Origin of the sequence: Thermus brockianus, assembly GCF_021462505.1 — a bacterium.
GTDB classification, from domain to species: Bacteria; Deinococcota; Deinococci; order Deinococcales; family Thermaceae; genus Thermus; species Thermus hydrothermalis.
In genome coordinates this window covers 134,398-157,687 of the sequence record NZ_JAKEDV010000002.1, presented here as the reverse complement: position 1 = coordinate 157,687, position 23,290 = coordinate 134,398, and the positions used below count along the sequence as shown (strand labels likewise).

Below are 23,290 nucleotides of genomic sequence, written 5' to 3'. Positions count from 1 at the left end.
TTGACGGGGGAAAAGCCCCCGTGTTATGTTGGCCGCAAGCAAAGCGGGAAGGAGGCAAACATGAAGCGCAGGGAGTTTTTGCGGAAAGTGGGCGTGGGTTCCTTGGCGGCCTTGGGCGTGCCGTACATCGGCTTGGCCCAGGCCAGGCCGGTGAAGCTCGCCACCCTCCTGCCCCTCACGGGGCCCTTCGCCTTCGCCGGGAACGCCGGGCGGGAAGGCTTCGTGGACGGGGTGGACTACGTGAACGAGGTCCTAGGCGGCATCGGCGGCCGTAGGCTTGAGCTCATCGTGGAGGACACGGGCTACGACGTGGCCAAGGGCACCGCCGCCTTCAACCGGGTCCTTTCCCGCGAAAGGCCAGACGAGCTCCTTTTCGTCTACGGGGACTCCACGGGGCTTTCCAAGGCCCTGGCCCCCGAGATCGCCCGCCTGGGCCTCCCCTACTCCGCCACCAGCTTCGCCAACGAGCTCGCCGACCCCAAGACCTACCCCACCATCTTCGTCTTCGGCCCCACCTACAACGACATGATGGAGGCCCTCCTGCGCCAGATCCGCTTGGAGAAGGCCCGGGCCCGCATCGCCCTGGTTTACTCCAACACGGAGTTCGGCCGCGACCCCATCCCCTACGTGAAGGAACGGGCCAAGGCCCTGGGCATGGAGGTGGTGCACGAGGAGGTAACCCCTGCCGCCTTCACCGACGCCACCCCCGTGGTGCTGAACCTCCGTCGGGCCAACCCCGATTACGTGATCCTCCAAGGCTACGCCCTCTCCGCGGAGCCCCTCATCCTCCGCACCGCCCGGGAGCAGGGCTTGCAGGCCCGGTTCATGGGCACGTACTACTCGGCGGAGCTCGCCCTCATCCAGCGGGCGGGCCCGGCGGCGGAGGGCTTCACCGTCACCTACCACAACGCCTACTGGTACGACACCCTGGTGCCCGCCGTGGACGAGATGCGCAGGTTCCGCCAGCGCAAGGGCCGGGACACCTCCTACCGCCCCACCTACTACATGGGTAGCCTGGCCGTGGCCCTGGCCGTGGCCGAGGCCATGCGCCGGGCGGCGGCGGCGGGGAAGCTCACCCGGGCCGGGTTGGTGGAGCACCTGGAAAAGCTCGGGGACTACAACGGCCTGGGCCTGCAACGGAGCTACCAGTTCGTCAATCACCGCCTGCCCTACACCAAGCTCTACCGGGCGAGCGTGCGGGACGGGCGCTTCAACGCCATCACCGACTGGATCAAGCTGGCCTAAAGGCCTCCCCTTTCGGCCTACCCCCTTGGAGGATCCGTGTCCGACCTCCTGCCCTACCTCGTGGGCGGCCTAGCCAACGGAGCCCTTTACGGACTCCTGGCGTTAGGTTTCGTCCTGGTCTACCGGGCCACCAGCGTGGTGAACTTCGCCATCGGGGAGTTCTTGCTGGTGGGGGCCTACCTCACCTACACCTTCGCCCTCTTCCTGCCCCTCCCCTTGGCCATCCTGGGCGCCTTGCCCCTGGCCTTCCTCTTCGGCGTCTTGGTGGAACGGGGTTTCGTAAGGCCCCTATTGGGCCGGAACGTGGTGGCGGTCATCATGGCCACCATCGGCCTGGCGGCGGCCCTGGACGGGGGGGTCCAGCTCCTTTGGGGGCCGGACCTCAAGTATCTGGCAGGAAGCCTGCCGGACCTGGGGTTCCAGGCAGGGGGCGTGTTTGTGTCCTCCCGGGCGGTGTGGAACCTGCTTTTGGCCCTCCCTCTAGGGCTTGGCCTTCTATGGCTTCTAAGGCGGAGCAAATACGGCATCCTGGTACGGGCCATTTCCGAGCGGGAGGTGGCCGCCTTGGCCCTGGGCATCCCCACCGCCCGCATCCTGGCCGGGGTCTGGGGGGTTTCCGCCCTCCTCGCCACCTTGGCGGGGGCGCTTTTGGCGGTGGCGAGCGGGGTGGGGCACAACCTGGTCTTCTTCGGCATGAAGGTCTTCCCCGTGGCCATCCTGGGGGGTTTGGACTCCGTGGGCGGGGCGCTTCTCGCCGGGTTCTTGCTGGGCGTCTTGGAGGCCCTTTCCCAACGCTACCTGGAACCCATTCTCCCGGGCTTCACCGAGGCCTTGCCCTTCTTGGTGGTCCTTCTGGTGCTCTTGGTGAGGCCTTACGGGCTTTTGGGCGAACGGCAGATTGAGAGGGTGTGATGCTTTCCGTGGAGAACCTCAAGGTGGTCTACCGCGGGGTGATCCTGGCCCTGGACGGGGTTTCCCTGGAGGTGGGGGACGGGGAGGCGGTGGCGCTTTTGGGCCCCAACGGGGCGGGGAAAAGCTCTCTGGTGAGGGCCGTGGCCGGGCTTCTTTCCAAGTTTGAGGGGCGGGTTCTGGACGGGCACATCCGCTTCCTCGGCCAGGACACCACCCACCTGGACCCCGTGCGCCTCTCCAGGATGGGCCTCACGGCGGTGTTGGAGGGCAGGCCCCTCTTCCGCTACCTCACGCCCCTAGAGAACCTGGTGGCGGCGGGCCACCGCCTAAGCCCCAGGGAGCTCAAGGAGGGGATAGAGGAGGTCTTCGCCCGCTTCCCCCGCCTCTACGAGCGCCGCCACGAGCAGGCGGGCTACCTCTCGGGAGGGGAGCAGCAGATGCTCCTTTTGGGCATGGCCCTCCTCACCCGCCCTAGGCTTCTCGTGGTGGACGAGCCCTCCTTGGGCCTCGCCCCGAAGCTGGTGGAGGAGGTGATGCGGACCCTGGACGCCCTCCGGCGGGAAAAAGGGCTAAGCCTCCTCCTGGTGGAGCAAAACGCCCGGGCTGCCCTGGCCATCGTGGATCGGGTCTATGTTTTGGAGCGGGGCCGGGTGGTCTTTGAGGGGGACAAAGCGGCTGCCAGAGAGGACCAGGACGTGATGGAGTTTTACCTGGGCAAGGAGGAGGTGGGCTTCCGGCAGGCCCGCCGTTACCGCAGGCGGAAGAGGTGGGTGTGATGGGGGTGATCCTCGAGGCCCAAAACCTGCACCTTTCCTTCAAGGGGGTCAAGGCCCTGGCCGGGGTGGCCTTCGCCGTGACCGAGGGGGAGTTCTTCGCCGTCATCGGACCCAACGGGGCGGGCAAGACCACCCTCCTCAACGTCCTTTCCGGGGTGTACGAGCCGGAAAAGGGAGAGGTGGTCTTCCTGGGGCAAAGCCTCAAGGGGAAAAGCCCCCAGGAAAGGGCCCGCATGGGCCTTGGCCGCACCTTCCAGGGCTTAGAGATCTTCCGGGGCATGAGCGTGTTGGACAACGTGAAGCTGGGAGCGGAGCTCGCCCTCCCCAGCTACCCCTTGGGCCTCCCCAAGGCGGAAAGGGAGTGGCGGCTTAGGGCCTGGGCCGAGGAGGTGCTGGACTACCTCCACCTCTCCCCCTACCGCCACGCCCCGGCAGGAATGCTCCCCTATGGCCTGCAAAAACGGGTGGAGGTGGCCCGGGCCCTGGCGGGCCGCCCCAAACTCCTCCTCCTGGACGAGCCCATGGCGGGCCTCGCCCTAGAGGAGAAGCAGGACCTGGCCCGCTTCCTCCTGGACGCCCGGGAGGAATGGGGGGTCACCCTCCTTTGGGTGGAGCACGACCTAAGGGCCGTGCTGGAGCTTTCCGACAGGGTCCTGGTCCTCTCCTATGGGGAGGTGCTTTACTACGGGCCCCCGGAAGGGGTACGAAAGGATCCCAAGGTGGTGGAAGCCTACCTGGGCCATGCCTAAGCCATGAAAGGGACCCTCTTAGAACACCTTTACCGCCACGCCAAGGAGGCCCCAGAGGCCCCGGCTCTCAGGGTGAAGCGGCTTGGGGTTTGGCAGAAGACCTCCTGGCGGGAGCTTTGGGAGAAGGTCTTGCGCCTGGCGGGAGGGCTAGAGGCCCTGGGCCTGAAGGAAGGCGAGGTCCTCGCCATCCTGGGGCACAACGCCCCCGAGTGGGTGGAGGCGGAGCTCGCCGCCCAGGCCCTGGGCGCCCTCCCCATGGGCATCTACGCCGACGCCATGCCCGAGGAGGTGGGCTACTTCCTGGAGTTCACGGGGGCCAGGGGCATCGTGGTGGCCGACGAGGAACAGCTGGACAAGGTCTACCCCCACCTCCACCTGGTGGATTTCGTCCTGGTCTGGGAGGAGGCGGGGATGAGCCGCCACTTCCGGGGCAAGGTGCGGCGGTTCAGCCAGGCTTTTGGCGATGCGCGCTTGGGGGAAGAGGCGGTGCGAAGGCGCCACCCGGAGGAGGTGGCTCTCCTCGCCCCCACCTCGGGCACCACGGGGCGGAGCAAGCTGGCCATGCTCTCCCACCAAAACCTCCTGGCCGGCCACGAGGCCTTGCGCCAAGCTTTGGGCTTCCAGAAGGGGGCCTGGGTCTTTAGCTACCTTCCCTTGCCCTGGATCGGCGAGCAGATGCTCACCGTGGTTCAAAGCCTCGTGGAAGGCTCCACGGTCCACTTCCCCGAGGACCCCACCACCTTGCGGGAGGACCTCAAGGAGGTGCAGCCCGACTTCTTCCTGGCCCCCCCGAGGCTTTGGGAGGACATGGCGAGCCTCATCCAAAGCCGCATGCAGGACGCCGACTTCCTCAAGGCCTTCGTTTACCGGGTGGGGATGGGCGCCCTCCTGGAAGGGGCAAGCCGGGAGTTCAGGGGCGAGCCCGTGGGGCTTTGGCTAAACCTCAAGCGGGCCCTCTTCTACCCCCTGGTGGCCAGGCCCCTAAGGGCCAGGCTAGGCCTCGCTGCCTGCCGCATCGCCGTCACCGGGGGGGCGCCTTTGGGGAACGAGGTCTTCACCTTCTTCCGCGCCCTCGGCCTGGACATCCGGCAGGTCTACGGCCAATCGGAAACCGCCGCCGCCACCACCGCCCACGCCACCGGGGACGCCCCACCCGAAACCGTGGGGCCTCCTTTGCCGGGGACGGAGGTGCGCATAAGCCCGGAGGGCGAGATCCAGGTAAAGGGCCCCCAGGTCTTCCTGGGCTACTTCCAGCAGGAGGAGGCCACCCGGGAAAGCTTCACGGAGGACGGCTACTTCCGCACCGGGGATGCGGGCTTCTTTGACGAGCGGGGGCACCTGGTGATCCTGGGCCGGGTGAAGGAGGTGGGGGCGTTGGCGGACGGCACCCGCTTCGCCCCGCAGTTTTTGGAAAACCGCCTGAAGTACTCCCCTTACATCCGGGAAGCCGTGGTCCTGGGCCACGGGAAGCCCTTCGTGACCGCCTTGGTGGAGCTAGACCCCGAGAACGTGCAGAACTGGGCCCGAAGGCGGGGCATCCCCTTCACCACCTACCTCTCCCTCACGGAGCGCCCCGAGGTGCGGGCCTTGATCGCCGAGGAGATCCGCATGGTGAATCGGACCCTGCCGGAAAAGCTCCGCATCCAGCGCTTCGCCATCCTGCCCAAGGAACTCCACCCCGACGACGAGGAGATCACCCGCACCCGCAAGGTGCGCCGCCAGGTGGTGGAGCACCGCTACGCCCCCGTGATCCAGGCCCTTTACGGGGAGGGGGGCCGGGTAGAGGTGAGCCTGCCCATCCGCTACCTCGAGGGGGAAGGGCGGCTGGAAGCGGTCCTCGAGGTCCAGGAGGTGTAAGGTGTACGCCCTTTCTAAAAGCCTCACCGACGCCTTTAGCCGCCGCTTCGCCCGGGCGGTGCGGGAAACCTACCGGGAGGACGAGGCCTACGCCTCCACCCCCTTGGGGCGGCTCGCCCTCTGGGTTTTTCTCCTTCTCCTCCTTCTTCTCCCCTTCCTCCTTGGGCCCTACCCCATGTACGTGGCCACCCTGGTGGCCATCGGCGCCCTCTCCGCCCTGGGGCTCCACCTCCTGGTGGGCGGAGCGGGGCAGATCTCCTTGGGCCACGCCGCCTTCATGGGCGTGGGGGCCTATGCGGCAAGCCACCTCTTCGGGCCCCTCGCCCCCTTGGGCATCCTCCTGGGCGGGGGCATCGCCGCCCTTTTGGGCCTGGTGCTCGCCCTCCCCTCCCTGCGCATTAAAGGGGTTTACCTCGCCATCGCCACCTTGGCCTTCCAGTTCCTGGCGGACTACGTCTTCAAGAACTGGGAGGCGGTGACGGGGGGGATCAGGGGGCGCACCCTGCCCCCGGCGGAGCTCTTGGGCGTCAAGCTGGACACGCCGGAAAGGCTTTGGTACCTGGTCCTCCTCTTCGCCCTGCCCCTCTTCTTCTACGGCAAGCGCCTCCTCATGACCCGGGCCGGGCGGGCCTTCAACGCCGTGCGGGACAACGACCTCTCCGCCCGGGTGGCAGGGGTAGACCTGACCCGGGTGAAGCTTTTCGCCTTCGCCCTTTCCGCCTTCTACGCCGGGGTGGCAGGGGGGCTTTTGGCCCAGCTCTACAAGGCGGTGACCCCGGAGTACTTCCCCTTGAGCGTGAGCATCCAGTACCTGGCCATGGTCATCGTGGGCGGGGCGGGGACGGTCCTGGGGGCGGTCTTGGGGGCTTTTTTCGTCCTCCTCATCCCGGAGGTCTTGAATAGCTTCGTGGGGGCCTTAGGCCCCGAGTACGCCGCCACCCTGGCCGCCTGGCGCAACGTGGCCTTCGGCCTTCTTATCCTCCTCTTCCTCATCCTGGAGCCCTTGGGCCTCGTGGGCCTCTGGGGCAGGATACGGAATTACTTCCGCACCTGGCCCTTGCCCTACTAAGGGCTATACTGGCTCCCGTGGAATGGGACCTTTCCGACCTCTATAGCGGCCCCGAGGATCCGGGGATCATGGCGGACCTCGAGGCCGCCCTCGCCCTGGCGGCAGGCCTAAACCCCGAGGACCTCTCCTTTCCCGAAAAGGCCCCAAGCCTCTTCCGCCGCTACGAGGAGGCCCTGGAGAAGGCCTACAAGCCCCTCAACTTCGCTAGCCTCTACTTCGCCACCCGGACCCAGGACCCCGCGGCCAAGGCCCTCCTGGACCGGGTGCGGAACCGCTTCACCGAGGTGCGAAACCGCCTCGTGCCCCTGGAGGTGGCCCTGAGGCGGCTTCCGGAGGAGGCCTTTGAGGCCCTGCTAGACCACCCAGGGCTCGCCGACCTCCGCCACTTCCTCCTGAGGCAGCGGGCCTACGCCCCCCACACCCTTTCGGAGAGGGAGGAGGAGCTTTTGAACCTGAAGGCCCTGGTGGGCAGGAGCGCCTGGAGCCAGTTCTACACGGAGTACACGGGCCGCTTCCGCTTCTCCCTAAGGGGCAAGGAGCTCACGGAGATGGAGGTGCGCGCCCTCCGCCGCGACCCCGACCCCGAGGTGCGGCGGGAGGCCCACCGGGCGCTTTACGGGAAGCTCTTGGCCGAGGCCCCCACCCTGAGCGCCGTCTTTAACGCGGTTTATCTGGACTATCTCCAGGAGCTAAGGCTAAGGGGCTACCGCCACCCCTTGGAGCCCGTGGCCCTAAGGGACGAGGTGGAGGTTAAGGACATTGAGGCCCTCCTCGCCGCCACGGAGGCTCACTACCCCTTGGTGGAGGCCTACTACCGCTTCAAGGCCAAAAGGCTCGGCCTGGAGAGGACGCCAAGCCAAGACCTCCTCGCCCCCCTGGGGGAGAAGCCCAAGGTGCCCTTCGGGGAGGCGAAGGAGCTGGTCCTCGAGGCCTTCCGCCGCTTCTCCCCGGAGATGGAGGCCATCGCCCGGGAGTTCTTTGAAAAGCGCTGGATTGACGTCTACCCCAGGCCCGGCAAGCGGGGCGGGGCCTTCTGCTCCGGGGGGCTTCCCTCCACCCACCCCTACGTCCTCCTCAACCACACGGACGACCTGGATAGCGCCCACACCCTAGCCCACGAGCTCGGGCACGGGGTGCACTTCTACCTGGCCCGGGGGCAACGCCTCCTCAACTTCGGGGCCTCCACCCCCCTGGCGGAAACCGCCAGCGTCTTCGCCGAGCTCCTCCTGGACGACCTCCTCATGGAAAGGCTTTCCGGGGAGGAAAAAACCCTCCTCCTGGCCGAGCGGCTGGAGGACGCCATCAACACCCTCTTCCGCCAGGTGATGTACACCTTCTTTGAAAGGAAGAGCCTCGAGGCCCGCCAAGAAGCCGCCCTCTCCCCGGAGGCCTTCCACGAGGTCTGGCAACGGGAGCAGGAAAGGCTTTACGGGGACGCCGTGGCCTGGACGGAGCTGGACCGGGCGGCCTGGGCGGGCATCCCCCACTTCGTCCACTACCGCTTCTACACCTACAGCTACGCCCTCGGGTACCTGGTGGTCCTCGCCCTGTACGGGCGCTACCTGGAGGAGGGGAAGGCCTTCGTGCCCAAGTACCTGGAGGTCCTCAAGGCCGGGGAGAGCCAAAGCCCCAAGGAGATCCTCCGGCAAGCGGGGGTAGAGCTCGCCTCGGAGGAGTTCTTCCGCTACGGCTTCGGGGTCCTGGAGGCTTGGCTAAAGGCCCTCTCCTAGGCGAGAATGGGGGGATGGACCTCGTTTATCGGCCCGAGCGCTACCCTTTCCTCACCCAGGACCTCCCCGGGGTAGGGGGGGCCATCCGGGTGGAGCCCCAGGACTTCCAGGTGGAGGAGGTGCCCGCCTACCTGCCCCAAGGGGAAGGGGAGCACCTCTACCTCTTTCTGGAAAAGGAAGGCCGCACCACCCGGGAGGTCTTGGAGTTTCTGCGGGACGAGGTGGGGGTGCCAGAGAAGGAGATCGGGGTGGCGGGGCTAAAGGACAAGCGCGCCCGCACCCGGCAGTGGTTCTCCATCCCCAGGAAGTACGAGGACGCCCTCTGCCTCCTGGAAAACCTCGAGGGGGTGAGGCTCCTCGCCGCCGACCTCCACACCAACAAGCTCCGCACGGGCCACCTCAAGGGCAACCGCTTCCGGATCCTCATCCGGGGGGCCAAGGAGCGGGAAAGGGCCGAGGCCATCCTGCGCCTCTTGGAGGAAAAGGGGGTCCCCAACTACTACGGGCCCCAGCGCTTCGGCCTCGGCGGGCTTAATCCGGTGAGGGGCTACGAGCTCGTGAAAAAGGGCAAGGGGCGGGGAAGCCCCTGGCTTAAGCGCTTCCTCATCGGCAGCCTGCAAAGCCTCCTCTTCAACGAGTGGGTGGCCCTGAGGATGGAGCGGGGGCTTTACGACCGGGTCATCCCCGGGGACTGGGCCAAGAAGCACGCCACGGGGGGGGAGTTTTTGGTGGAAAGGCCGGAGGAGGCGGAAAGGGCCCTGAGGCTAGAGATCAGCGCCACGGGGCCCCTCTTCGGCAAGAAGTACCCGGAGGCCCAAGGGGAAGCCCGGGCCTTGGAGGACGAGATCCTGGCCCGCTTTGACCTGAGGCGGGAGGAGTTCAGGGCCCGCCGGGGGGCCAGGCGGCCCATCCGGGTACCCCTTGCGGACTGGCGCCTCGAGGAAAGCCCGGAAGGCCTTTGGCTCGCCTTCTTCCTCCCCAAGGGGAGCTACGCCACAAGCCTCCTAAGGGAGGTGATGAAGGTGGAGGTGGACGCCCCAGAAGAGAACGAGGGGGAGGAACTCCCTCCCCCTCAGGACCTTCCCGCCTAGAAGCGGTAGCCGAGCTTCATCTGGGCGGCCAAGACCCCGCCGGCAAGCCCCACGTCCCCGCCCAGGAAGAGGGGAGCCCCCAGGGCCGCCTTCAGGTCGTACTCGGCGTCGGCGCGGAAGTAGAACTTGGCTTCGCTAAACCCGGGAAAGACCGCCCCCAGGCCCACGCCAGCCTTGAGCCCCTCCGCCACGGGGTAAAGGTAGCGGAAGAGGAGAGCGCCGTTCCAGGCACCGCCCACGGTATACGCCACGTCCAGGGCGAGCCGGACCTCCCCCACCGGGGGCTGGAAGAGGAGGCAGTGCCAGGAAAGCTCCGCCCCAAAGCCCTGGGTACCGCCCACAAGGGCCAAGGAGGGCTTTCGGTTCTCCAAGGAAAACTGGACCGAGGCCAAGCCCAGGGCCACCGCCAAAATCCTACAAAACGCTAAACGCTTTTGACAAGGTTGTTGTGAGATTACCCCCAGGGAACACCCGATAGCCCCGCTCGGCGAGCACCCTCCCCACCGCCTCCCCCAAGCCCCGGGTGAGGATGGGGGGCGAGCCCAGGTTGAGCATGACCAGGAAGCCCACCACGTACTCGGCGAGCTCCTCCGGAGCCATGGGGGGGCCTCCCGTGCGCCCGTGGCCCGGGAGGTCCAGGAGGTAGAAGGTGTACCCCTCGGGGAGGTCCTCGGGCCAGCGGGAGGCCTCCTCGGCGAGGAGGAGGACGGGCGGACCCTTCCCCACCCGCTCAAAGACCAGGGGAAGCCCGTAAAGGTGCAGGTAGCCCCTCCGCCTCATAGGGCAAGCCCCCCGGGAAGCCGGAAGCTTTCCCCAAGGAGGAAGTCCGCCACCAAGGAGCGCACCTCCTCCAGGGCCTCCCAAGGCACCAGGTGGCCCGCTTCCTCCACGCTGAAGCGCAAAGCCTCCCCCTTGGCGAAGTCCGCCACCTCCTGGCCGTGGTGGGGCGGGGTGAAGGCGTCCAGGGCGCCTTGGACCACCAGGACCCGGGCCTTCGTGCCCCTGAGCCAGCGCCTTTCGTCCCCAAGGCCCTCCAGCCGCTCCAGCCAGGCCCGCACCCCCTCCTCGCTCAGGCCCTCCCGCCACACCTGGAAGACCTCCTCGCTTCCCGCCGCCAGGGGGCCAAAGAAAAGAGCCCGCCCGATGGTGGCAAACCCCTCCACCCCGCCCCTTTCCAGGCCGAAGCGAAGGGCCTTCAGCTTGGCGGTGAGAAGGGCATCCCGCCGGAGGATGGGGGAAAGGAGCACGAGGCTCTTGGCCTCCTCCTGGAAGGCCACCCGCAAGGCCTCGAGGGCCCCCTCCCCGAAGGCCACCAGGTGAAGCCCCTCCTCCGCCGGAAGCCTGAGGAAGTCCAGCCCCGCCGGGGGGGAGAGAAGGCCGGGAAAGAGCCGCACCTCGCCCACCCCCCCTTTATACTCCAGGCCATGGAGCTTCCCGCCTTCTTGCAGAGGGAAACCCTGGACCAAACCCTCGGGGTGCGCTACCTGAAGCTCACCCCCGAGGAGGTGGTGGCGGAGCTGGCGGTGACCCCCAAGGTCCACCAGCCCTTTGGCTTCCTCCACGGGGGAGCCACGGTGGCCCTGGCGGAAAGCGTGGCCAGCGTGGGGGGGTTCCTCAACTGCCCCCCAGGGCACGCCGCCTTCGGCCTGGAGATCAACTGCAACCACATCCGCAAGAAGCAAAGCGGGGTGATCCGGGCCGTGGGCCGGCCCCTGCACGTGGGCCGCACCACCCAGGTCTGGGAGGTGAAGGTTTACGACGAGGAGGAGCGCTTAGTCGCCGCAAGCCGGTGCACCCTGGCGGTGGTGCCCCTAGAACCAGGTAGCTAGCCAGGCCAGCCAGTTCCCGCCCAAGAAGCCCGCATCCCCTAAGGCCCTGAGGTCCCGGTGGCGCTCCAGGCCGAGGGGGGTGGCCTGAAGGCCAAACCCTCCGTCCCAGTCCGTGCCGAGGCCCACGCCCTTGGGCCCGAGGAGGCTTTCCGCATGGGCCTTGTGGCGGAGGAAGGCCTCCAGGGGAAGCCTTGCCATCCCCCGCCGCCAGCCCGGGTCCAGGAAGGCGTTGAAGGGCACGAGGCCCAAGACCCCGCCCCTTTCCCCTAAGGCCCGAAGAAGGGCATCGGAGAGGTGCCGGGGGCTTGGGCAGAGGGCGCGGCAGTTGGCGTGGGTGGCGCAGACCGGCCCCCCATAGGCCCCAAGGGCCTCCCAGGCCGCCTCCTCCGCCAGGTGGGAGAGGTCCAGGGCCACCCCAAGCCGCTCCATCTCCCGGAGGAGGGCCCTCCCCTGCTCCGTGAGGGGCCCCTCCTCGGCGTTCCCCCCGGCGTAGGGGTTCTGCGTGGCCCAGGTGAGGGAAAGGAGCCTTAGGCCCCTTTCCCTAAGGGGAAGGAGGTCCTCGGGGGTTTCCAGGGCGTGGGCTCCCTCCAGGAGGAGGACGAGCCCCAGGACGCCGTCTTCCGGGTAGCGGGCGAGGTGAAGGGCGAGGTCTTTCCCCTCCCGCAGGAGGCGCACCAGGCCCCGCTCCTCCCAAGCCTCGTAGAGGGCGAGCTGGGCGTAGACCTCTTCCAGCCAGTCCTCCCTTCCCCCTTCCCGAGGGTCAGTGAAGAGGGTGGCAAAGGCCACCGCCACCCCCGCTTCCTTCAGGCTCGGGAGGGTGACCAGGGGGGTGTCGGGGTGGGGGTCTTCCGCCCGAAGGGCCTCGAGGGGAAGGGTCAGGTCCCGGCCCAGGGCCCGAACGTTGTAGGCCAGGTCCAGGTGGGCGTCCACCATGACGGGCTCCATGGGGAAACTCTACAATGGGATTTGTGCGGCCCGAGGAACTTCCCCCCCTTCCCGAAGCCCCCGGGGTCTACCTCTGGAAGCGGGGGGACGAGGTGCTCTATGTGGGCAAGGCCAAGAGCTTGAGGGGCCGGGTCAGAAGCTACTTCCACGCCGAGGGCAAGGCCCAGCGCATCGCCCAGGAGGCCACGGCCCTGGAGTTCATCGCCACCCGGGACGAGGTGGAGGCCCTTCTCCTCGAGGCCAACCTCATCAAGGCCCACCGCCCCCCCTACAACGTCCTCCTCAAGGACGACAAGCACTACCCCTTCCTCAAGCTCACCCGCGAGCCCTTCCCCACCCTCCTGGTGGTGCGGCGGGTGGAGGAGGACGGGGCCAAGTACTTTGGGCCCTTCCCCGAGGCGGGGGCCCTAAGGCGCATCAAGACCCTCATTGACCGCCTCTTCCCCTTGCGCAAGAACTCGGGCTACCCCATGCGGCGGAGGCGCTACCCCTGCTTGAACCACAGCATGGGGCGTTGCCTCGCCCCTTGCGTGGGCAAGGCGGACCTCGAGGCCTACCGGGAGGTGGTGCGCCAGGTGGAGGCGGTTTTAGAGGGGAAGGTGGACTGGCTTTTGGCCCGCCTCGAGGCCCAGATGCGGGAGGCGGCCCAAAAGCTAGAGTTTGAGCGGGCGGCGGAGATCCGGGACCAGATAGAGGCCCTAAGGGCCTTCTTCGCCACGAGCCAGCAGGCCTTTGACCCGGAGCTTGGGGATTTGGACTTCCTGGGCCTGGCCCGGGCGGGGGCCCTGGCCGTGGTACAGCTTTTCCAGGTGAGGGGGGGGAGGGTCTTGGGCCGCATCAGCCGGGTGGTGGAGAAGGAGGAGGCCACGGACGAGGAGATCCTCTGGGCCTTCCTCCGGGACCACTACCTCACCGCTTCCCCCCTCCCCCCCCTCGTCCTCCTCCCCTTTCCCTTGGAGGACCTCTCCGGGCTGGAAGCCCTCCTCCGCCGCCGGGCCGGCCGGAAGGTGGAGGTCCGGGTGCCCCAGCGGGGGGAGAAGGCGAGGCTGTTGGAGTTCGCCGAAAGGAACGCCCGCCTCACCCTGGAAACCGAGCTCAAGGCCCGGGAGCGCCGGGGAGACCACCCCGCCCTGAAGGCCCTCCAGGACCTCCTCGCCCTGCCCACCCGCCCCTTCCGCATAGAGGCCTACGACGTGAGCCACCTCCAGGGCCAGGCCCGCATCTTCTCCCTGGCGGTCTTTGAAGGGGGCAAGCCCAAGCGCCAGGAGTACCGCCGCATGCGCCTAAGGGCGGGGAACGACGACTACCAGGCCATGGAGGAAGGCGTCTACCGCCGCTACACGGGAAGCCTGAAGGAGATGCCCCTCCCCGACCTCCTCCTCATAGACGGGGGCCTGGGCCAGGTGCGGGCGGCAGAGCGGGCCTTGGAAAGGGCGGGGCTCAGCCTCCCCCTGGTGGGGCTTGCCAAGAGGGAGGAGGTCCTCGTGACCCCTGAAGGGCGGGAGATCCGCCTCCCCCTCACCCACCCCGCCCTCAGGCTCCTCATCCACCTACGGGACGAGGCCCACCAAAACGGCCTTAAGCAGCACCAGAAGGAGCGGAGCCGGGAGCTTCTTAGGGTGCTGGAGGGGATCCCCGGCATCGGGGAGGCGAGGCGGCGGGCGCTCTTGGAGCGCTACGGGGGGCTTAGGGCCCTACGGGAAGCCCCCCTAGAGGAGCTCGCCCGCCTGCCGGGGATGAACCGGAAGGCGGCGGAGGCCCTCAAGGCCGCCCTAGGGGAAGCGCACCCGGACCGGGCGTAGCCGCCCCCTTCTCGTTGGCCCCAAAGGCCCCACCCCGGGGAGAAACCCTTATGATGGGGCCCTGATGGTGCGCCGCGCCCTGGAAGAGGCCATTCACGAAGCCCTGAAGGAGATGGGCCTGGACCTGAGGCTCAAGGTGGCCCGGGCCCCCAAGGACAAGCCCGGGGACTACGGGGTCCCCCTCTTCGCCCTGGCCAAGGAGCTCAAGAAGCCCCCCCAGGCCATCGCCGAGGAGCTCCAAGGACGCCTGAAGCTTCCCCCCTTCGTGGAGGAGGCCATCCCCGTGGGGGGGTACCTGAACTTCCGCCTGCGCACGGAGGACCTCCTGAAGGAAGCCCTAAAGGAGAAACGGCCCTTCCCCAAGAGGGAGGGCCTGGTGCTCATTGAGCACACCTCCGTGAACCCCAACAAGGAGCTCCACGTGGGCCACCTGAGGAACATCGCCCTAGGGGACGCCTTGGCCCGCATCCTGGCCTTCGCCGGGCGGGAGGTCCTGGTCCTCAACTACATTGACGACACCGGGCGCCAAGCGGCGGAAACCCTCTTCGCCCTCAGGCACTACGGCCTCACCTGGGACGGGAAGGAGAAGTACGACCACTTCGCCGGCAGGGCCTACGTGCGCCTCCACCAAGACCCCGAGTACGAAAAGCTCCAGCCCGGCATAGAAGAGGTCCTCCACGCCCTGGAGCGGGGGGAACTGAGGGAAGAGGTGAACCGCATCCTCCTGGCCCAGCTCGCCACCATGCGCGCCCTGAACGCCCACTACGACCTCCTGGTCTGGGAGTCGGACATCGTGCGGGCGGGGCTTTTGGGCAAGGCCTTGGCCCTTTTGGAAGGGAGCCCTTACGTTTTCCGCCCCCAGGAGGGGAAGTACGCCGGGGCCCTGGTCATGGACGCCAGCCCCTTCATCCCGGGCCTCGAGGACCCCTACTTCGTCCTGGTGCGCTCCGGGGGCGCCGCCACCTACTACGCCAAGGACATCGCCTTCCAGTTTTGGAAGATGGGGCTTCTGGAGGGCCTTCGCTTCCGCCCCTACGAGAACCCCTTCTACCCCGGCCTGAGGACGAGCGCCCCCGAGGGGGAGGCCTACACCCCCAGGGCCCGGGAGACCATCAACGTCATTGACGTCCGCCAAAGCCACCCCCAGGCCCTGGTGCGGGCCGCCTTGGCCCTGGTGGGCCACCCCGAGCTCGCCCAAGGGGCTTTCCACCTGGCGTATGAAACGGTGCTCCTGGAGGGCAAGCAGATGTCGGGAAGGAAGGGCGTGGCGGTGAGCGTGGACGAGGTGCTGGAGGAGGCGAAGCGCAGGGCCTTAGCCATCATTGAGGAGAAAAACCCCGAGCACCCCGCCAAGGAGGAGGCGGCGGGAATGGTGGCCCTCGGGGCCATCCGCTTCGCCATGGTGAAGACGGAGCCCAAGAAGCAGATTGACTTCCGCTACAGCGAAGCCCTCTCCTTTGACGGGGACACGGGGCCCTACATCCAGTACGCCCACGCCCGGGCCCACAGCATCCTGCGCAAGGCGGAGGCGTGGGGCGAGCCGGACCTCGCCCAGGCCACCCCCTACGAACGGGCCCTGGCCCTAAGCCTTTTGGACTTTGAGGAGGCGGTCTTGGAGGCGGCGGAGGAGAAGACCCCCCACGTCCTCGCCCAGTACCTCCTGGACCTCTCGGCGGCCTGGAACGCCTACTACAACGCCAAGGAAGGGGGCAAGGCCGCCACCCCCGTCCTCACCGCCCCCAAGGGCCTGAGGGAGCTCCGCCTCGGCCTGGTCCTCCGCCTCCAGGAAACCCTAAGGGCGGGCCTGGGCCTCCTCGGCATCCCCGCCCCCGAGGTAATGTAAGGCCATGCGCCTCGCCCTCCTGGCCCTCCTCCTCTTCACCGCCTTCGGCCAACGCCTCACCTCCCCCGAGGAGGTGGCGCGAAGCCAGGTGATCAAGAAGGCCCTGCCGGCCGTGGTCCGCATCCAGGGCACCCCCACCGCCCCCGGGGAGGACCAGGTGGTGGGCACGGGCTTCTTCGTGAGCCCCTTCCGGGTGGTGACCAACTACCACGTGGTCCAGGACCTCCAAGACCTCACCGTGCGCCTCACGGACGGGCGCACCTTCCCGGCGGAGCGCTTCGCCGTGGACCCGGGGATTGACCTGGCCCTCCTCACGGTGAAAGGGGTCCAGGCCCCAGGGGTCCTCTCCTTTAGCAAAACGCCCACGGCGAGCCTTCCCTTGGGGATGGGGGTGGTGTTGGTGGGCTTCCCCTATGGCCAGGGGCCCCTGGCCTCCTACGGGATCCTCTCGGGAATTGGCCCCCTCGAGGTCCCCACCCCCGACCCGAGCCTCGGGGCCGAGGTGGGGGAGTACCTCTTCACGGACGCCCCCCTCACCGTGGGCAACTCGGGAAGCCCCCTTCTGAACCTCCAGGGGGAGGTGGTGGGGGTGGTGGCGGACGTGGTGGGGGGGCCATCCGGGGTGGGGGGGATCGGGGTGGCCATCCCGGCGGAGCTCGCCGCCCAGAGCGTCCAGGACCTGGAGCGCTTCGGCATCCCGCAAAGGGGGTGGCTCGGGGCGAGCCTGGTGAGCCTGGACGAGCTTCCCCCCGTGCTCCTTAGGGCGGTGGGCCTCACCACCACCCAAGGGGCCATGGTGGACCGGGTGGAGCCGGGAAGCCCCGCCGCCCGGGCGGGCCTCCGGGGAGCCCAGCGGGACGCCCAAGGAAGGCTTTTGGCCCTGGGGGACGTGATCCTGGCGGTGAACGGCAAGGCGGTGAAGGACAAGGCGGAGGTGGTGCGGCTCATCGCCCGCTTCCGCCCCGGGGACCGGGTGCGCCTCACCCTTTGGCGGGAGGGGCGGCGCCTCGAGGCCACCCTCACCATGGTGGCCCGGCCCAGGAGGTGAAGCGTGTACGTGGCCATTGAGGGCCCCATCGGGGTGGGCAAGACCACCCTGGCCCGCCTCCTCGCCGAGGCCCTGGGGGCGGAGCCTCTTTTGGAGGTGGTGGAGGAAAACCCCTTCCTGCCCCTCTTCTACCAGGACAGGAAGCGCTACGCCTTTAAAGCGCAGGTCTTCTTCCTCCTCTCCCGCTACCGGCAGCTTTCCCGCCTGAGGGAAAGGCCCCTCTTCGGCGGGGTGGTGGCGGACTACCTCTTTGACAAGGACGCCATCTTCGCCAGCCTCACCCTGGAAGGCCCCGAGTGGGACCTCTACCTGGAGCTTTACCGGGAGCTTTCCCCCAGGCTTCCCGCCCCCGACCTGACCCTCTACCTAAGGGCCCCGGTTCCCGTGCTCCTGGAGCGCATCCGCAAGCGGGGAAGGCCCTTTGAGGCGGACATGGACCCCGCCTACCTGGAGGCCCTGTCCGAGGCCTACGAGCGCCACTTCGCCCGCTATCCCCATCCCCTCCTGGTCCTCGAGGCGGACCAATGGGACTATTCCCAGGAAGGCCCCGACCGGGAGCGGGTGGTGGCCCTGGTGAAGGCCCATCTTTCCCTTGGGGTATAGCATGTACGTGGCCATCGCCGGCAACATCGGAAGCGGCAAGAGCTCCCTCACCGCCCTCCTCGCCGAAACCTTCGGGCTCAAGCCCGTGTACGAGGCGGTGAGCGAAAACCCCTACCTGGAGGACTTCTACCGGGACATGGGGGCCTACGCCTTCCCCTCCCAGGTCTTCTTCCTGGCGAGAAGGGTGCGGCAACACCTCCTGGAGGTGAACGGAAGCCCCCGCGTGGTCCAGGACCGCACCCTCTACGAGGACGCCTTCGTCTTCGCCCAAAACCTCTACCGGGAGGGGTACCTCTCCGAGCGGGACTGGCGGACCTACCTGGAGCTCTTCCACAGCGTGGCCCCCGCCCTGCGCAAGCCCGACCTCCTCATCTACCTCCGGGCAAGCCTCCCCACCCTAAGAAGGCGCATTGCGAAGCGGGGCCGCCCCTATGAGCGGGGCATCCCCGATGCCTACCTCCTCGCCCTGAACCGGCTATACGAGGACCTTTTGGCCTCCTGGGAGCTCTCCCCCGTCCACGTGGTGGACGGGGACCAGGTGGACTTCGTGGAGGACGAAAGGGCCAAGGAGGCCCTCCTGGACGCCCTCCGCCCCCTCTTGAGGCCATGACCCTAAAGGAGCTCTTCGCCCCCTTCGGCCTAGAGGCCCCGCCCCAGACGGTGCGGGGGATCACCCTGGACTCGAGGCGGGTGGCCCCCGGCTTCGTCTTCGTGGCCGTCCCCGGGGTACCCCTTCCCCACCGCAAGCCCCTGGACGGGCACGCCTTCATCCCCGAGGCCCTGGCCCGGGGGGCCATCGCCGTGGTGGGGGAAAAGGACCTCTCCCTGCCCGTGCCCTACCTCAAGGTGGAGGACGCCCGCCTGGCCCTCGCCCGCCTCGCCCGCCGCTTCTATGGGGCGCCCGACCAGGCCCTCACCCTCCTCGGGGTCACGGGCTCCAAGGGGAAGAGCACCACGGCAAGCCTCCTCCACCACCTCCTCCAGACGGGGGGCGTGGAGGCCGCCCTCCTCTCCACCGTGGGCCTGAAGCTTGGGGGCGAGGCGAGGCCCCCCGTGGGCCACTTCACCACCCCCGAGGCCCCCGAGGTCTACGCCTTCCTGCGGGAGGCCGCCGACCTGGGCCTGAAAGCGGCGGTCCTGGAGGTTTCCAGCCACGCCCTGGCCCTGAAGCGGGTGGAGGGGCTTTTCTACCGGGTAGGGCTTTTCGTGAGCTTTTACCCCGACGACCACCTGGACCTCCACGGCACGGCGGAGAACTACTTCCGGGCCAAGGCCCTCCTGGTGGAGCGCTCGGAGGTGGCGGTACTCCACACCGCCCTCCCCCACCTGGAAGCCCTGAAGAAGCGGCCCCACCTCCTGGTGGGGCCCGGGGGGGAGGTGCGGGCGGAAGGGGTAAGGGAGGAGGAGGAAGGCCTCCGCTTCCGCCTCCAAAGCCCCTGGGGGAAAGGGGAGGCCTTCCTGCCCCTCCTCGGGGCCTACAACGTGGAAAACGCCCTCATGGCGGCGGGAGGAGCCCTTCTTTTGGGGCTTCCCCTGGAAGCGGTCCTCTCGGGGCTTGCCACCTTCCCCGGGGTGCCGGGGCGGATGGAGGTGGTGCGGGCACACCCTTTTCGGGTGGTGATTGACTTCGCCCACACCGGGAAAAGCCTGGAGGAGGCGCTAAAGACCCTGCGGCGCACCACCCGGGGAAGGCTTCTCCTGGTGGTGGGGGCGGCGGGGGAGCGGGACAGGCAAAGGCGGGAGGACATCGGCCGGGTGGCGGCCCGCCTCGCCGACCTCACCTTCTTCACCGAGGAGGACCACCGCACGGAGCCCCTGGAGGAGATCCTAGGGGCCCTGGCGGAGGCGGCCCGGCGGGAAGGGGGGAGGTTCCTCTTGGTGCCAGACCGAAAGGAGGCCATCTTCCAGGCGGTCCTCGAGGCCCAGGAAGGGGACACGGTCCTCCTCGCCGGCAAAGGGCACGAGCGCACCCTGGAAAGGGGCCTAGAGGCCCTCCCCTGGAACGAGCGGGAGGTGGCGGAGGAGGCCCTTAGGGCGCGGGGGCTTTAGCGGGCAAAGGGGGGTTTAGGGCGGCGAGCCAGTCCTCAAAGGCCTTGAGGCCCCGCCGGAACATGGCCTCCCGCTTTTCCTTCTTCCCCATGCGGCCCTCGAGGGGAGGCACCAGGCCCCAGTTGGCGTACATGGGCTGGAAGCCCTCGGGGTTGGCCGTGGCCAGGTAGCGGACCAACCCCCCGAGCAGGCTCTCCTCGGGCGGGGCCACGGGGGATAGGCCCAGGGCGCGCCTTGCGGCGTTGAGCCCCGCCAAAAAGCCCGTGGCGGCGCTCTCCAGGTACCCTTCCACCCCGGCGAGCACCCCGGCGGCGAAAAGCCCCTCCGCCCCCTTGAACTCCAGGGTCTCCTTGAGAAGCCGCGGGGCGTTCAGGTAGGTGTTGCGGTGCATCACCCCGTAGCGGACGATCTCGGCGTTCTCCAGGCCCGGAATCATCTGGATGAGGCGCTTCTGCTCGGGCCACTTGAGCCCCGTCTGGAAGCCCACCAGGCTCCAAAGCCGCCCCGCCTTGTCCTCCTGGCGGAGTTGCACCACGGCGAAAGGCTCCTTCCCCGTGCGGGGGTCCTTGAGCCCCACGGGCTTCATGGGCCCAAAGAGCAGGGTCTGGTAGCCCCTCCGGGCGAGCTCCTCCACGGGCACGCAGGCCTCAAAGAACTGGAGGTTTTCCCAGTCGTGGGGCTGGTGCTTCTCCGCCGCCACCAGGGCCTCGTAGAAGCGGCGGTACTCCTCCTCCGTCATGGGGCAATTGAGGTAGTCGGCGCTCTGCCCATAGCGCCCGGCGCGGAAGCACTTGCTGAGGTCAATGCTCTCGTAAAGCACCACGGGGCTTGCGGCGTCGTAGTAGGAGAGGAAGTGGTCGCCGAAGCGGCGCTTTAGCGCCTCGGCCAAAGGCTCGGCGGTGAGGGGCCCCGTGGCCAAGACGGTGAGGCCCTCTGGGATCTCTACCACCTCCTCCCGCACGAGCTCCAACAAGGGGTGGCGGGAAAGCCTTTCCGTGATGAAGCCGCCAAACTCCTCCCGGTCCACGGCCAAGGCCCCCCCGGCGGGGACCCGGGCCCTTTCCGCCGCCTCCATGACGAGGCTTCCCGCAAGGCGCATCTCCGCCTGCAAAAGCCCCTTGGCGTTGGCCATGCCCTCCCCGCCCAGGGAGTTGGAGCAGACGAGCTCGGCGAGAAGCCCCGTGCTGTGGGCCGGGGTCATGCGCTTCGGGCGCATCTCAAAAAGCCGCACGGGGATCCCTAAGCGCAAAAGGGTCCAGGCGGCCTCGCTTCCCGCAAGGCCCCCGCCCACCACGTTCACCCGTTCCATCCTTTAGATGCTACCATCCAGGCGAGGAAGGGAAAAGTGGCCTATACTGGCCCCGATGGGCCTCGCCAAGCGCATCGTCCCCTGCCTGGACGTCCACGCCGGCCGGGTGGTCAAAGGGGTGAACTTCGTGAACCTGAAGGACGCCGGAGACCCCCTGGAGGCGGCCCAGGCCTACGACCAGGCGGGGGCGGACGAACTCGTCTTTTTGGACATCTCCGCCACCCACGAGGAGCGGGCCATCCTCCTGGACGTGGTGGCCCAGGTGGCGGAAAGGGTCTTCATCCCCCTCACCGTGGGCGGGGGGGTGCGTTCCTTGGAGGACGCCCGGAGGCTTCTCCTGGCCGGGGCGGACAAGGTGAGCGTGAACTCCGCCGCCGTGAAGCGGCCCGAGCTCATCCAGGAGCTCGCCGACCACTTCGGCGCCCAGGCGGTGGTCCTGGCCATTGACGCCCGGTGGCGGGGGGATTTCCCCGAGGTCTACATCGCGGGGGGGAGGGTGCCCACGGGCCTCCACGCCGTGGAGTGGGCGGTGCGGGGGGCCGAGCTGGGGGCCGGGGAGATCCTCCTCACCAGCATGGACCGGGACGGGACCAAGGAGGGGTACGACCTAAGGCTCACCCGCCAGGTGGCGGAGGCGGTGAACGTGCCCGTGATTGCGAGCGGGGGGGCGGGGAAGGAGGAGCACTTCCTCGAGGCCTTCCAGGCGGGGGCGGAGGCCGCTTTAGCCGCCAGCGTCTTCCACTTCGGCGAGATCCAAATCCCCGAGCTCAAACGCTTCCTGGCGGAAAGGGGCGTGCGGGTGCGGCTAGACTAGGGGCATGGACCTGGAGGCGGTGCGCTTTGACGAAAGGGGCCTGGTCCCGGTGGTGGTCCAGGACGCCCGCACGGGGGAGGTCCTCACCCTGGCCTACGCCAACCGGGAAGCCCTGGAGGAAACCCTAAGGACCAGGCGGAGCACCTTCTATAGCCGAAGCCGCCAAGCCCTCTGGCGCAAGGGGGAGACCTCGGGGCATTACCAGGAGGTGGTGGAGGTCCTCTTGGACTGCGACGGGGACGCCGTGGTCTACAAGGTCCTCCCCCAGGGCCCCGCCTGCCACACGGGGGAAAGGAGTTGCTTCCACCGCCCTCTCCTCCGGGAAAGCGCCGCCCCCGGCCTCGGGGAGGTGCTGGAAAGGGTCTACGCCACCATAGAGGAAAGGCTAAGGACGCTTCCCGAGGGGAGTTACGTGGCGAGGCTCCACCGGGCGGGCCTAGACCGCATCCTGAAGAAGATCGGGGAGGAGGCGGGAGAGGTGATCCTGGCCGCCAAGAACCACGACAAGGAGGAACTGCGCCACGAGGCGGCGGACCTCCTTTTCCACCTCCTCCTCACCCTGGCGGAGGAGGGGGTGGGGTTAGAGGACCTGGCGGAAACCCTCTGGGCCCGGCACCGGCCCCAGGGCTAGGCCCTTTATGATGGAACCATGGAAATTGAGCGCAGGCTTGTCCTGGAAGTGGTGCGGGTGACGGAACAGGCGGCCTTGGCGGCAAGCCGCTTCGCCGGCAAGGGGGACAAGGAGGCGGTGGACGAAGCGGGCACCGAGGCCATGCGCCGGGTGCTCAACGAGCTCCCCATCCGGGGCACCGTGGTCATCGGCGAGGGGGAGATGGACGAGGCCCCCATGCTCTACATCGGGGAGGTCCTGGGGCAGGGGGGTTTGGAGGTGGACATCGCCGTGGACCCCGTGGAGGGCACCACCACCGCCGCCAAGGGCCTGCCCAACGCCGTGACCGTCATCGCCCTAAGCGAAAAGGGGGGGCTTTTCCACGCCCCGGATATGTACATGGAAAAGCTCATCGTTCCCCCGCCCGCCGCCGGGCTCGTGGACCTCACCTGGCCCGTTTCCGCCAACCTGAAGGCCTTGGCCCTGGCCCTGCAACGCTCAGTGGAGGACCTGGTCATCGTGGTCCTGGACCGGCCCCGGCACGAAAGGCTCATCCGGGAGATCCGGGAAGCGGGGGCCCGGGTCAAGCTCATCTCCGACGGGGACGTGATCGCCGCCCTGGCCGCCGCCATCCGGGGCACGGGGGTCCACGCCGTCATGGGCATCGGCGGGGCCCCGGAAGGGGTCCTGGCCGCCGCCGCCCTCAAGTGCTTAGGCGGGGAGATCCAGGCCCGCTTCGTGCCCCAGAACGAGGAGGAGCGGGCGCGGCTTAGGGCCATGGGCGGGGACGAGCACCGGGTTTACCGCACGGAGGACCTGGCCCCGGGCAAGGAGATCGTCTTCGCCGCCACGGGCATCACCGACGGGGACATCCTGGAAGGGGTGCGCTTCTTCGGCGGGGGGGCCAGGACCCACTCCATCGTCATGGGCCACGCCACCCGGGTGGTGCGCTTTATTGACTCCATCCACCTCTTTGAAACCGGGGCCCGGGTCACCATCAGGGTCTAAA

23 protein-coding genes are annotated in these 23,290 nt (G+C 68.2%); 18 read left to right on the top strand and 5 right to left on the bottom strand.

What is annotated here, in order from left to right:
• The first annotated feature begins 60 nt into the window (after nt 1–60).
• From LXN00_RS02985 to truD, 8 genes are read left to right on the top strand one after another with little or no spacing between them, the layout of a single operon-like run.
• Nucleotides 61–1,245, top strand: a complete 1,185-nt coding sequence (locus tag LXN00_RS02985; RefSeq protein WP_234504557.1) for an ABC transporter substrate-binding protein — start codon at nt 61–63, stop codon at nt 1,243–1,245.
• A 36-nt stretch (nt 1,246–1,281) separates the two neighbouring features.
• Nucleotides 1,282–2,157 carry a branched-chain amino acid ABC transporter permease gene (locus tag LXN00_RS02980; RefSeq protein WP_234504556.1) on the top strand — a complete coding sequence of 292 codons (876 nt, stop codon included), beginning with the start codon at nt 1,282–1,284 and terminating at the stop codon, nt 2,155–2,157.
• A complete protein-coding gene (locus LXN00_RS02975; protein ID WP_234504554.1) occupies nt 2,157–2,933 on the top strand; it encodes an ABC transporter ATP-binding protein in 777 nt (258 codons plus the stop codon). Before LXN00_RS02980 ends, LXN00_RS02975 begins: the two co-directional genes overlap by 1 nt.
• The gene (locus LXN00_RS02970) at nt 2,933–3,682 is read left to right on the top strand and encodes an ABC transporter ATP-binding protein (RefSeq protein WP_234505158.1); all 750 of its coding nucleotides are present in this window, start codon (nt 2,933–2,935) and stop codon (nt 3,680–3,682) included. Before LXN00_RS02975 ends, LXN00_RS02970 begins: the two co-directional genes overlap by 1 nt.
• Nucleotides 3,683–3,685: 3 nt before the next feature.
• Complete coding sequence (locus LXN00_RS02965; protein ID WP_234504552.1) at nt 3,686–5,539, top strand: AMP-binding protein; 1,854 nt, start codon at nt 3,686–3,688, stop codon at nt 5,537–5,539.
• Between the two features lies 1 nt (nt 5,540).
• Nucleotides 5,541–6,608 (top strand): branched-chain amino acid ABC transporter permease, encoded by a 1,068-nt coding sequence (locus LXN00_RS02960; protein ID WP_234504550.1) that lies wholly within the window; start codon nt 5,541–5,543, stop codon nt 6,606–6,608.
• Nucleotides 6,609–6,625: 17 nt separating this feature from the next.
• Nucleotides 6,626–8,338, top strand: coding sequence for a M3 family oligoendopeptidase (locus LXN00_RS02955; protein ID WP_234504547.1), 1,713 nt, complete (start codon nt 6,626–6,628; stop codon nt 8,336–8,338).
• Nucleotides 8,339–8,352: 14 nt separating this feature from the next.
• Nucleotides 8,353–9,429 carry a tRNA pseudouridine(13) synthase TruD gene (gene truD, locus LXN00_RS02950; RefSeq protein WP_234504544.1) on the top strand — a complete coding sequence of 359 codons (1,077 nt, stop codon included), beginning with the start codon at nt 8,353–8,355 and terminating at the stop codon, nt 9,427–9,429.
• On the opposite strand, the gene LXN00_RS02945 is transcribed toward truD, so the two are convergent.
• Genes LXN00_RS02945 through LXN00_RS02935 form a run of 3 tightly spaced genes read right to left on the bottom strand, consistent with a single transcriptional unit; the run spans nt 9,426 to nt 10,832 of the window.
• Nucleotides 9,426–9,842 carry a hypothetical protein gene (locus tag LXN00_RS02945; protein WP_234505154.1) on the bottom strand — a complete coding sequence of 139 codons (417 nt, stop codon included), beginning with the start codon at nt 9,840–9,842 and terminating at the stop codon, nt 9,426–9,428. The two genes, truD and LXN00_RS02945, sit on opposite strands and share 4 nt — an antisense overlap.
• A 1-nt stretch (nt 9,843) precedes the next feature.
• The gene (locus LXN00_RS02940) at nt 9,844–10,209 is read right to left on the bottom strand and encodes an alpha/beta fold hydrolase (protein ID WP_234504541.1); all 366 of its coding nucleotides are present in this window, start codon (nt 10,207–10,209) and stop codon (nt 9,844–9,846) included.
• The gene (locus tag LXN00_RS02935; RefSeq protein WP_234504538.1) at nt 10,206–10,832 is read right to left on the bottom strand and encodes an alpha/beta fold hydrolase; all 627 of its coding nucleotides are present in this window, start codon (nt 10,830–10,832) and stop codon (nt 10,206–10,208) included. Before LXN00_RS02935 ends, LXN00_RS02940 begins: the two co-directional genes overlap by 4 nt.
• A 21-nt stretch (nt 10,833–10,853) precedes the next feature.
• Here LXN00_RS02935 and LXN00_RS02930 point away from each other — a divergent pair, with 21 nt between their 5' ends.
• Nucleotides 10,854–11,258 (top strand): PaaI family thioesterase, encoded by a 405-nt coding sequence (locus LXN00_RS02930; protein ID WP_234504535.1) that lies wholly within the window; start codon nt 10,854–10,856, stop codon nt 11,256–11,258.
• Here LXN00_RS02930 and LXN00_RS02925 read toward each other — a convergent pair.
• A complete protein-coding gene (locus LXN00_RS02925; protein WP_234504532.1) occupies nt 11,241–12,203 on the bottom strand; it encodes a dipeptidase in 963 nt (320 codons plus the stop codon). The two genes, LXN00_RS02930 and LXN00_RS02925, sit on opposite strands and share 18 nt — an antisense overlap.
• 14 nt (nt 12,204–12,217) lie before the next feature.
• Here LXN00_RS02925 and uvrC point away from each other — a divergent pair, with 14 nt between their 5' ends.
• From uvrC to LXN00_RS02895, 6 genes are all read left to right on the top strand, one after another.
• Entirely contained in the window at nt 12,218–14,005 is a 1,788-nt protein-coding gene (uvrC, locus tag LXN00_RS02920; RefSeq protein ID WP_234504529.1) for an excinuclease ABC subunit UvrC, read from the top strand.
• Nucleotides 14,006–14,069: 64 nt separating this feature from the next.
• A complete protein-coding gene (locus LXN00_RS02915; protein ID WP_234504526.1) occupies nt 14,070–15,848 on the top strand; it encodes an arginine--tRNA ligase in 1,779 nt (592 codons plus the stop codon).
• 4 nt (nt 15,849–15,852) lie between these two features.
• Nucleotides 15,853–16,896, top strand: a complete 1,044-nt coding sequence (locus tag LXN00_RS02910) for a S1C family serine protease (RefSeq protein ID WP_234504524.1) — start codon at nt 15,853–15,855, stop codon at nt 16,894–16,896.
• Between the two features lie 3 nt (nt 16,897–16,899).
• Nucleotides 16,900–17,499 carry a deoxynucleoside kinase gene (locus tag LXN00_RS02905; RefSeq protein WP_234504523.1) on the top strand — a complete coding sequence of 200 codons (600 nt, stop codon included), beginning with the start codon at nt 16,900–16,902 and terminating at the stop codon, nt 17,497–17,499.
• Nucleotide 17,500: 1 nt separating this feature from the next.
• Nucleotides 17,501–18,109 carry a deoxynucleoside kinase gene (locus LXN00_RS02900; RefSeq protein WP_234504520.1) on the top strand — a complete coding sequence of 203 codons (609 nt, stop codon included), beginning with the start codon at nt 17,501–17,503 and terminating at the stop codon, nt 18,107–18,109.
• The gene (locus LXN00_RS02895; RefSeq protein WP_234504518.1) at nt 18,106–19,548 is read left to right on the top strand and encodes a Mur ligase family protein; all 1,443 of its coding nucleotides are present in this window, start codon (nt 18,106–18,108) and stop codon (nt 19,546–19,548) included. Before LXN00_RS02900 ends, LXN00_RS02895 begins: the two co-directional genes overlap by 4 nt.
• Here the strand turns inward: LXN00_RS02895 and trmFO are convergent.
• A complete protein-coding gene (gene trmFO / locus LXN00_RS02890; RefSeq protein ID WP_234504517.1) occupies nt 19,529–20,857 on the bottom strand; it encodes a methylenetetrahydrofolate--tRNA-(uracil(54)-C(5))-methyltransferase (FADH(2)-oxidizing) TrmFO in 1,329 nt (442 codons plus the stop codon). The genes LXN00_RS02895 and trmFO overlap by 20 nt on opposite strands.
• 55 nt (nt 20,858–20,912) lie before the next feature.
• On the opposite strand from trmFO, the gene hisF reads away from it, so the two are divergent.
• The 3 genes from hisF to glpX are packed head-to-tail and all read left to right on the top strand — an operon-like array spanning nt 20,913 to nt 23,289.
• Nucleotides 20,913–21,671 (top strand): imidazole glycerol phosphate synthase subunit HisF, encoded by a 759-nt coding sequence (hisF, locus tag LXN00_RS02885; RefSeq protein WP_234504511.1) that lies wholly within the window; start codon nt 20,913–20,915, stop codon nt 21,669–21,671.
• Between the two features lie 4 nt (nt 21,672–21,675).
• Complete coding sequence (hisIE, locus tag LXN00_RS02880; RefSeq protein WP_234504507.1) at nt 21,676–22,302, top strand: bifunctional phosphoribosyl-AMP cyclohydrolase/phosphoribosyl-ATP diphosphatase HisIE; 627 nt, start codon at nt 21,676–21,678, stop codon at nt 22,300–22,302.
• Nucleotides 22,303–22,320: 18 nt separating this feature from the next.
• Nucleotides 22,321–23,289 carry a class II fructose-bisphosphatase gene (gene glpX, locus LXN00_RS02875; protein ID WP_267962558.1) on the top strand — a complete coding sequence of 323 codons (969 nt, stop codon included), beginning with the start codon at nt 22,321–22,323 and terminating at the stop codon, nt 23,287–23,289.
• The last annotated feature ends 1 nt before the right edge of the window (nt 23,290 follow it).

What these genes read in the sequence shown, in the direction of transcription:
- LXN00_RS02970 (WP_234505158.1), top strand. Translation starts at nt 2,933, where the DNA reads ATGGGGGTGATCCTCGAGGCCCAAAACCTGCACCTTTCCTTCAAGGGG.
- LXN00_RS02940 (WP_234504541.1), bottom strand. Translation starts at nt 10,209, where the DNA reads ATGAGGCGGAGGGGCTACCTGCACCTTTACGGGCTTCCCCTGGTCTTT.
- LXN00_RS02965 (WP_234504552.1), top strand. Translation starts at nt 3,686, where the DNA reads ATGAAAGGGACCCTCTTAGAACACCTTTACCGCCACGCCAAGGAGGCC.
- LXN00_RS02925 (WP_234504532.1), bottom strand. Translation starts at nt 12,203, where the DNA reads ATGGAGCCCGTCATGGTGGACGCCCACCTGGACCTGGCCTACAACGTT.
- LXN00_RS02910 (WP_234504524.1), top strand. Translation starts at nt 15,853, where the DNA reads ATGCGCCTCGCCCTCCTGGCCCTCCTCCTCTTCACCGCCTTCGGCCAA.
- trmFO (WP_234504517.1), bottom strand. Translation starts at nt 20,857, where the DNA reads ATGGAACGGGTGAACGTGGTGGGCGGGGGCCTTGCGGGAAGCGAGGCC.
- LXN00_RS02975 (WP_234504554.1), top strand. Translation starts at nt 2,157, where the DNA reads ATGCTTTCCGTGGAGAACCTCAAGGTGGTCTACCGCGGGGTGATCCTG.
- LXN00_RS02895 (WP_234504518.1), top strand. Translation starts at nt 18,106, where the DNA reads ATGACCCTAAAGGAGCTCTTCGCCCCCTTCGGCCTAGAGGCCCCGCCC.
- LXN00_RS02900 (WP_234504520.1), top strand. Translation starts at nt 17,501, where the DNA reads ATGTACGTGGCCATCGCCGGCAACATCGGAAGCGGCAAGAGCTCCCTC.
- glpX (WP_267962558.1), top strand. Translation starts at nt 22,321, where the DNA reads ATGGAAATTGAGCGCAGGCTTGTCCTGGAAGTGGTGCGGGTGACGGAA.
- hisIE (WP_234504507.1), top strand. Translation starts at nt 21,676, where the DNA reads ATGGACCTGGAGGCGGTGCGCTTTGACGAAAGGGGCCTGGTCCCGGTG.
- hisF (WP_234504511.1), top strand. Translation starts at nt 20,913, where the DNA reads ATGGGCCTCGCCAAGCGCATCGTCCCCTGCCTGGACGTCCACGCCGGC.
- uvrC (WP_234504529.1), top strand. Translation starts at nt 12,218, where the DNA reads ATGGGATTTGTGCGGCCCGAGGAACTTCCCCCCCTTCCCGAAGCCCCC.
- LXN00_RS02985 (WP_234504557.1), top strand. Translation starts at nt 61, where the DNA reads ATGAAGCGCAGGGAGTTTTTGCGGAAAGTGGGCGTGGGTTCCTTGGCG.
- LXN00_RS02930 (WP_234504535.1), top strand. Translation starts at nt 10,854, where the DNA reads ATGGAGCTTCCCGCCTTCTTGCAGAGGGAAACCCTGGACCAAACCCTC.
- truD (WP_234504544.1), top strand. Translation starts at nt 8,353, where the DNA reads ATGGACCTCGTTTATCGGCCCGAGCGCTACCCTTTCCTCACCCAGGAC.
- LXN00_RS02915 (WP_234504526.1), top strand. Translation starts at nt 14,070, where the DNA reads ATGGTGCGCCGCGCCCTGGAAGAGGCCATTCACGAAGCCCTGAAGGAG.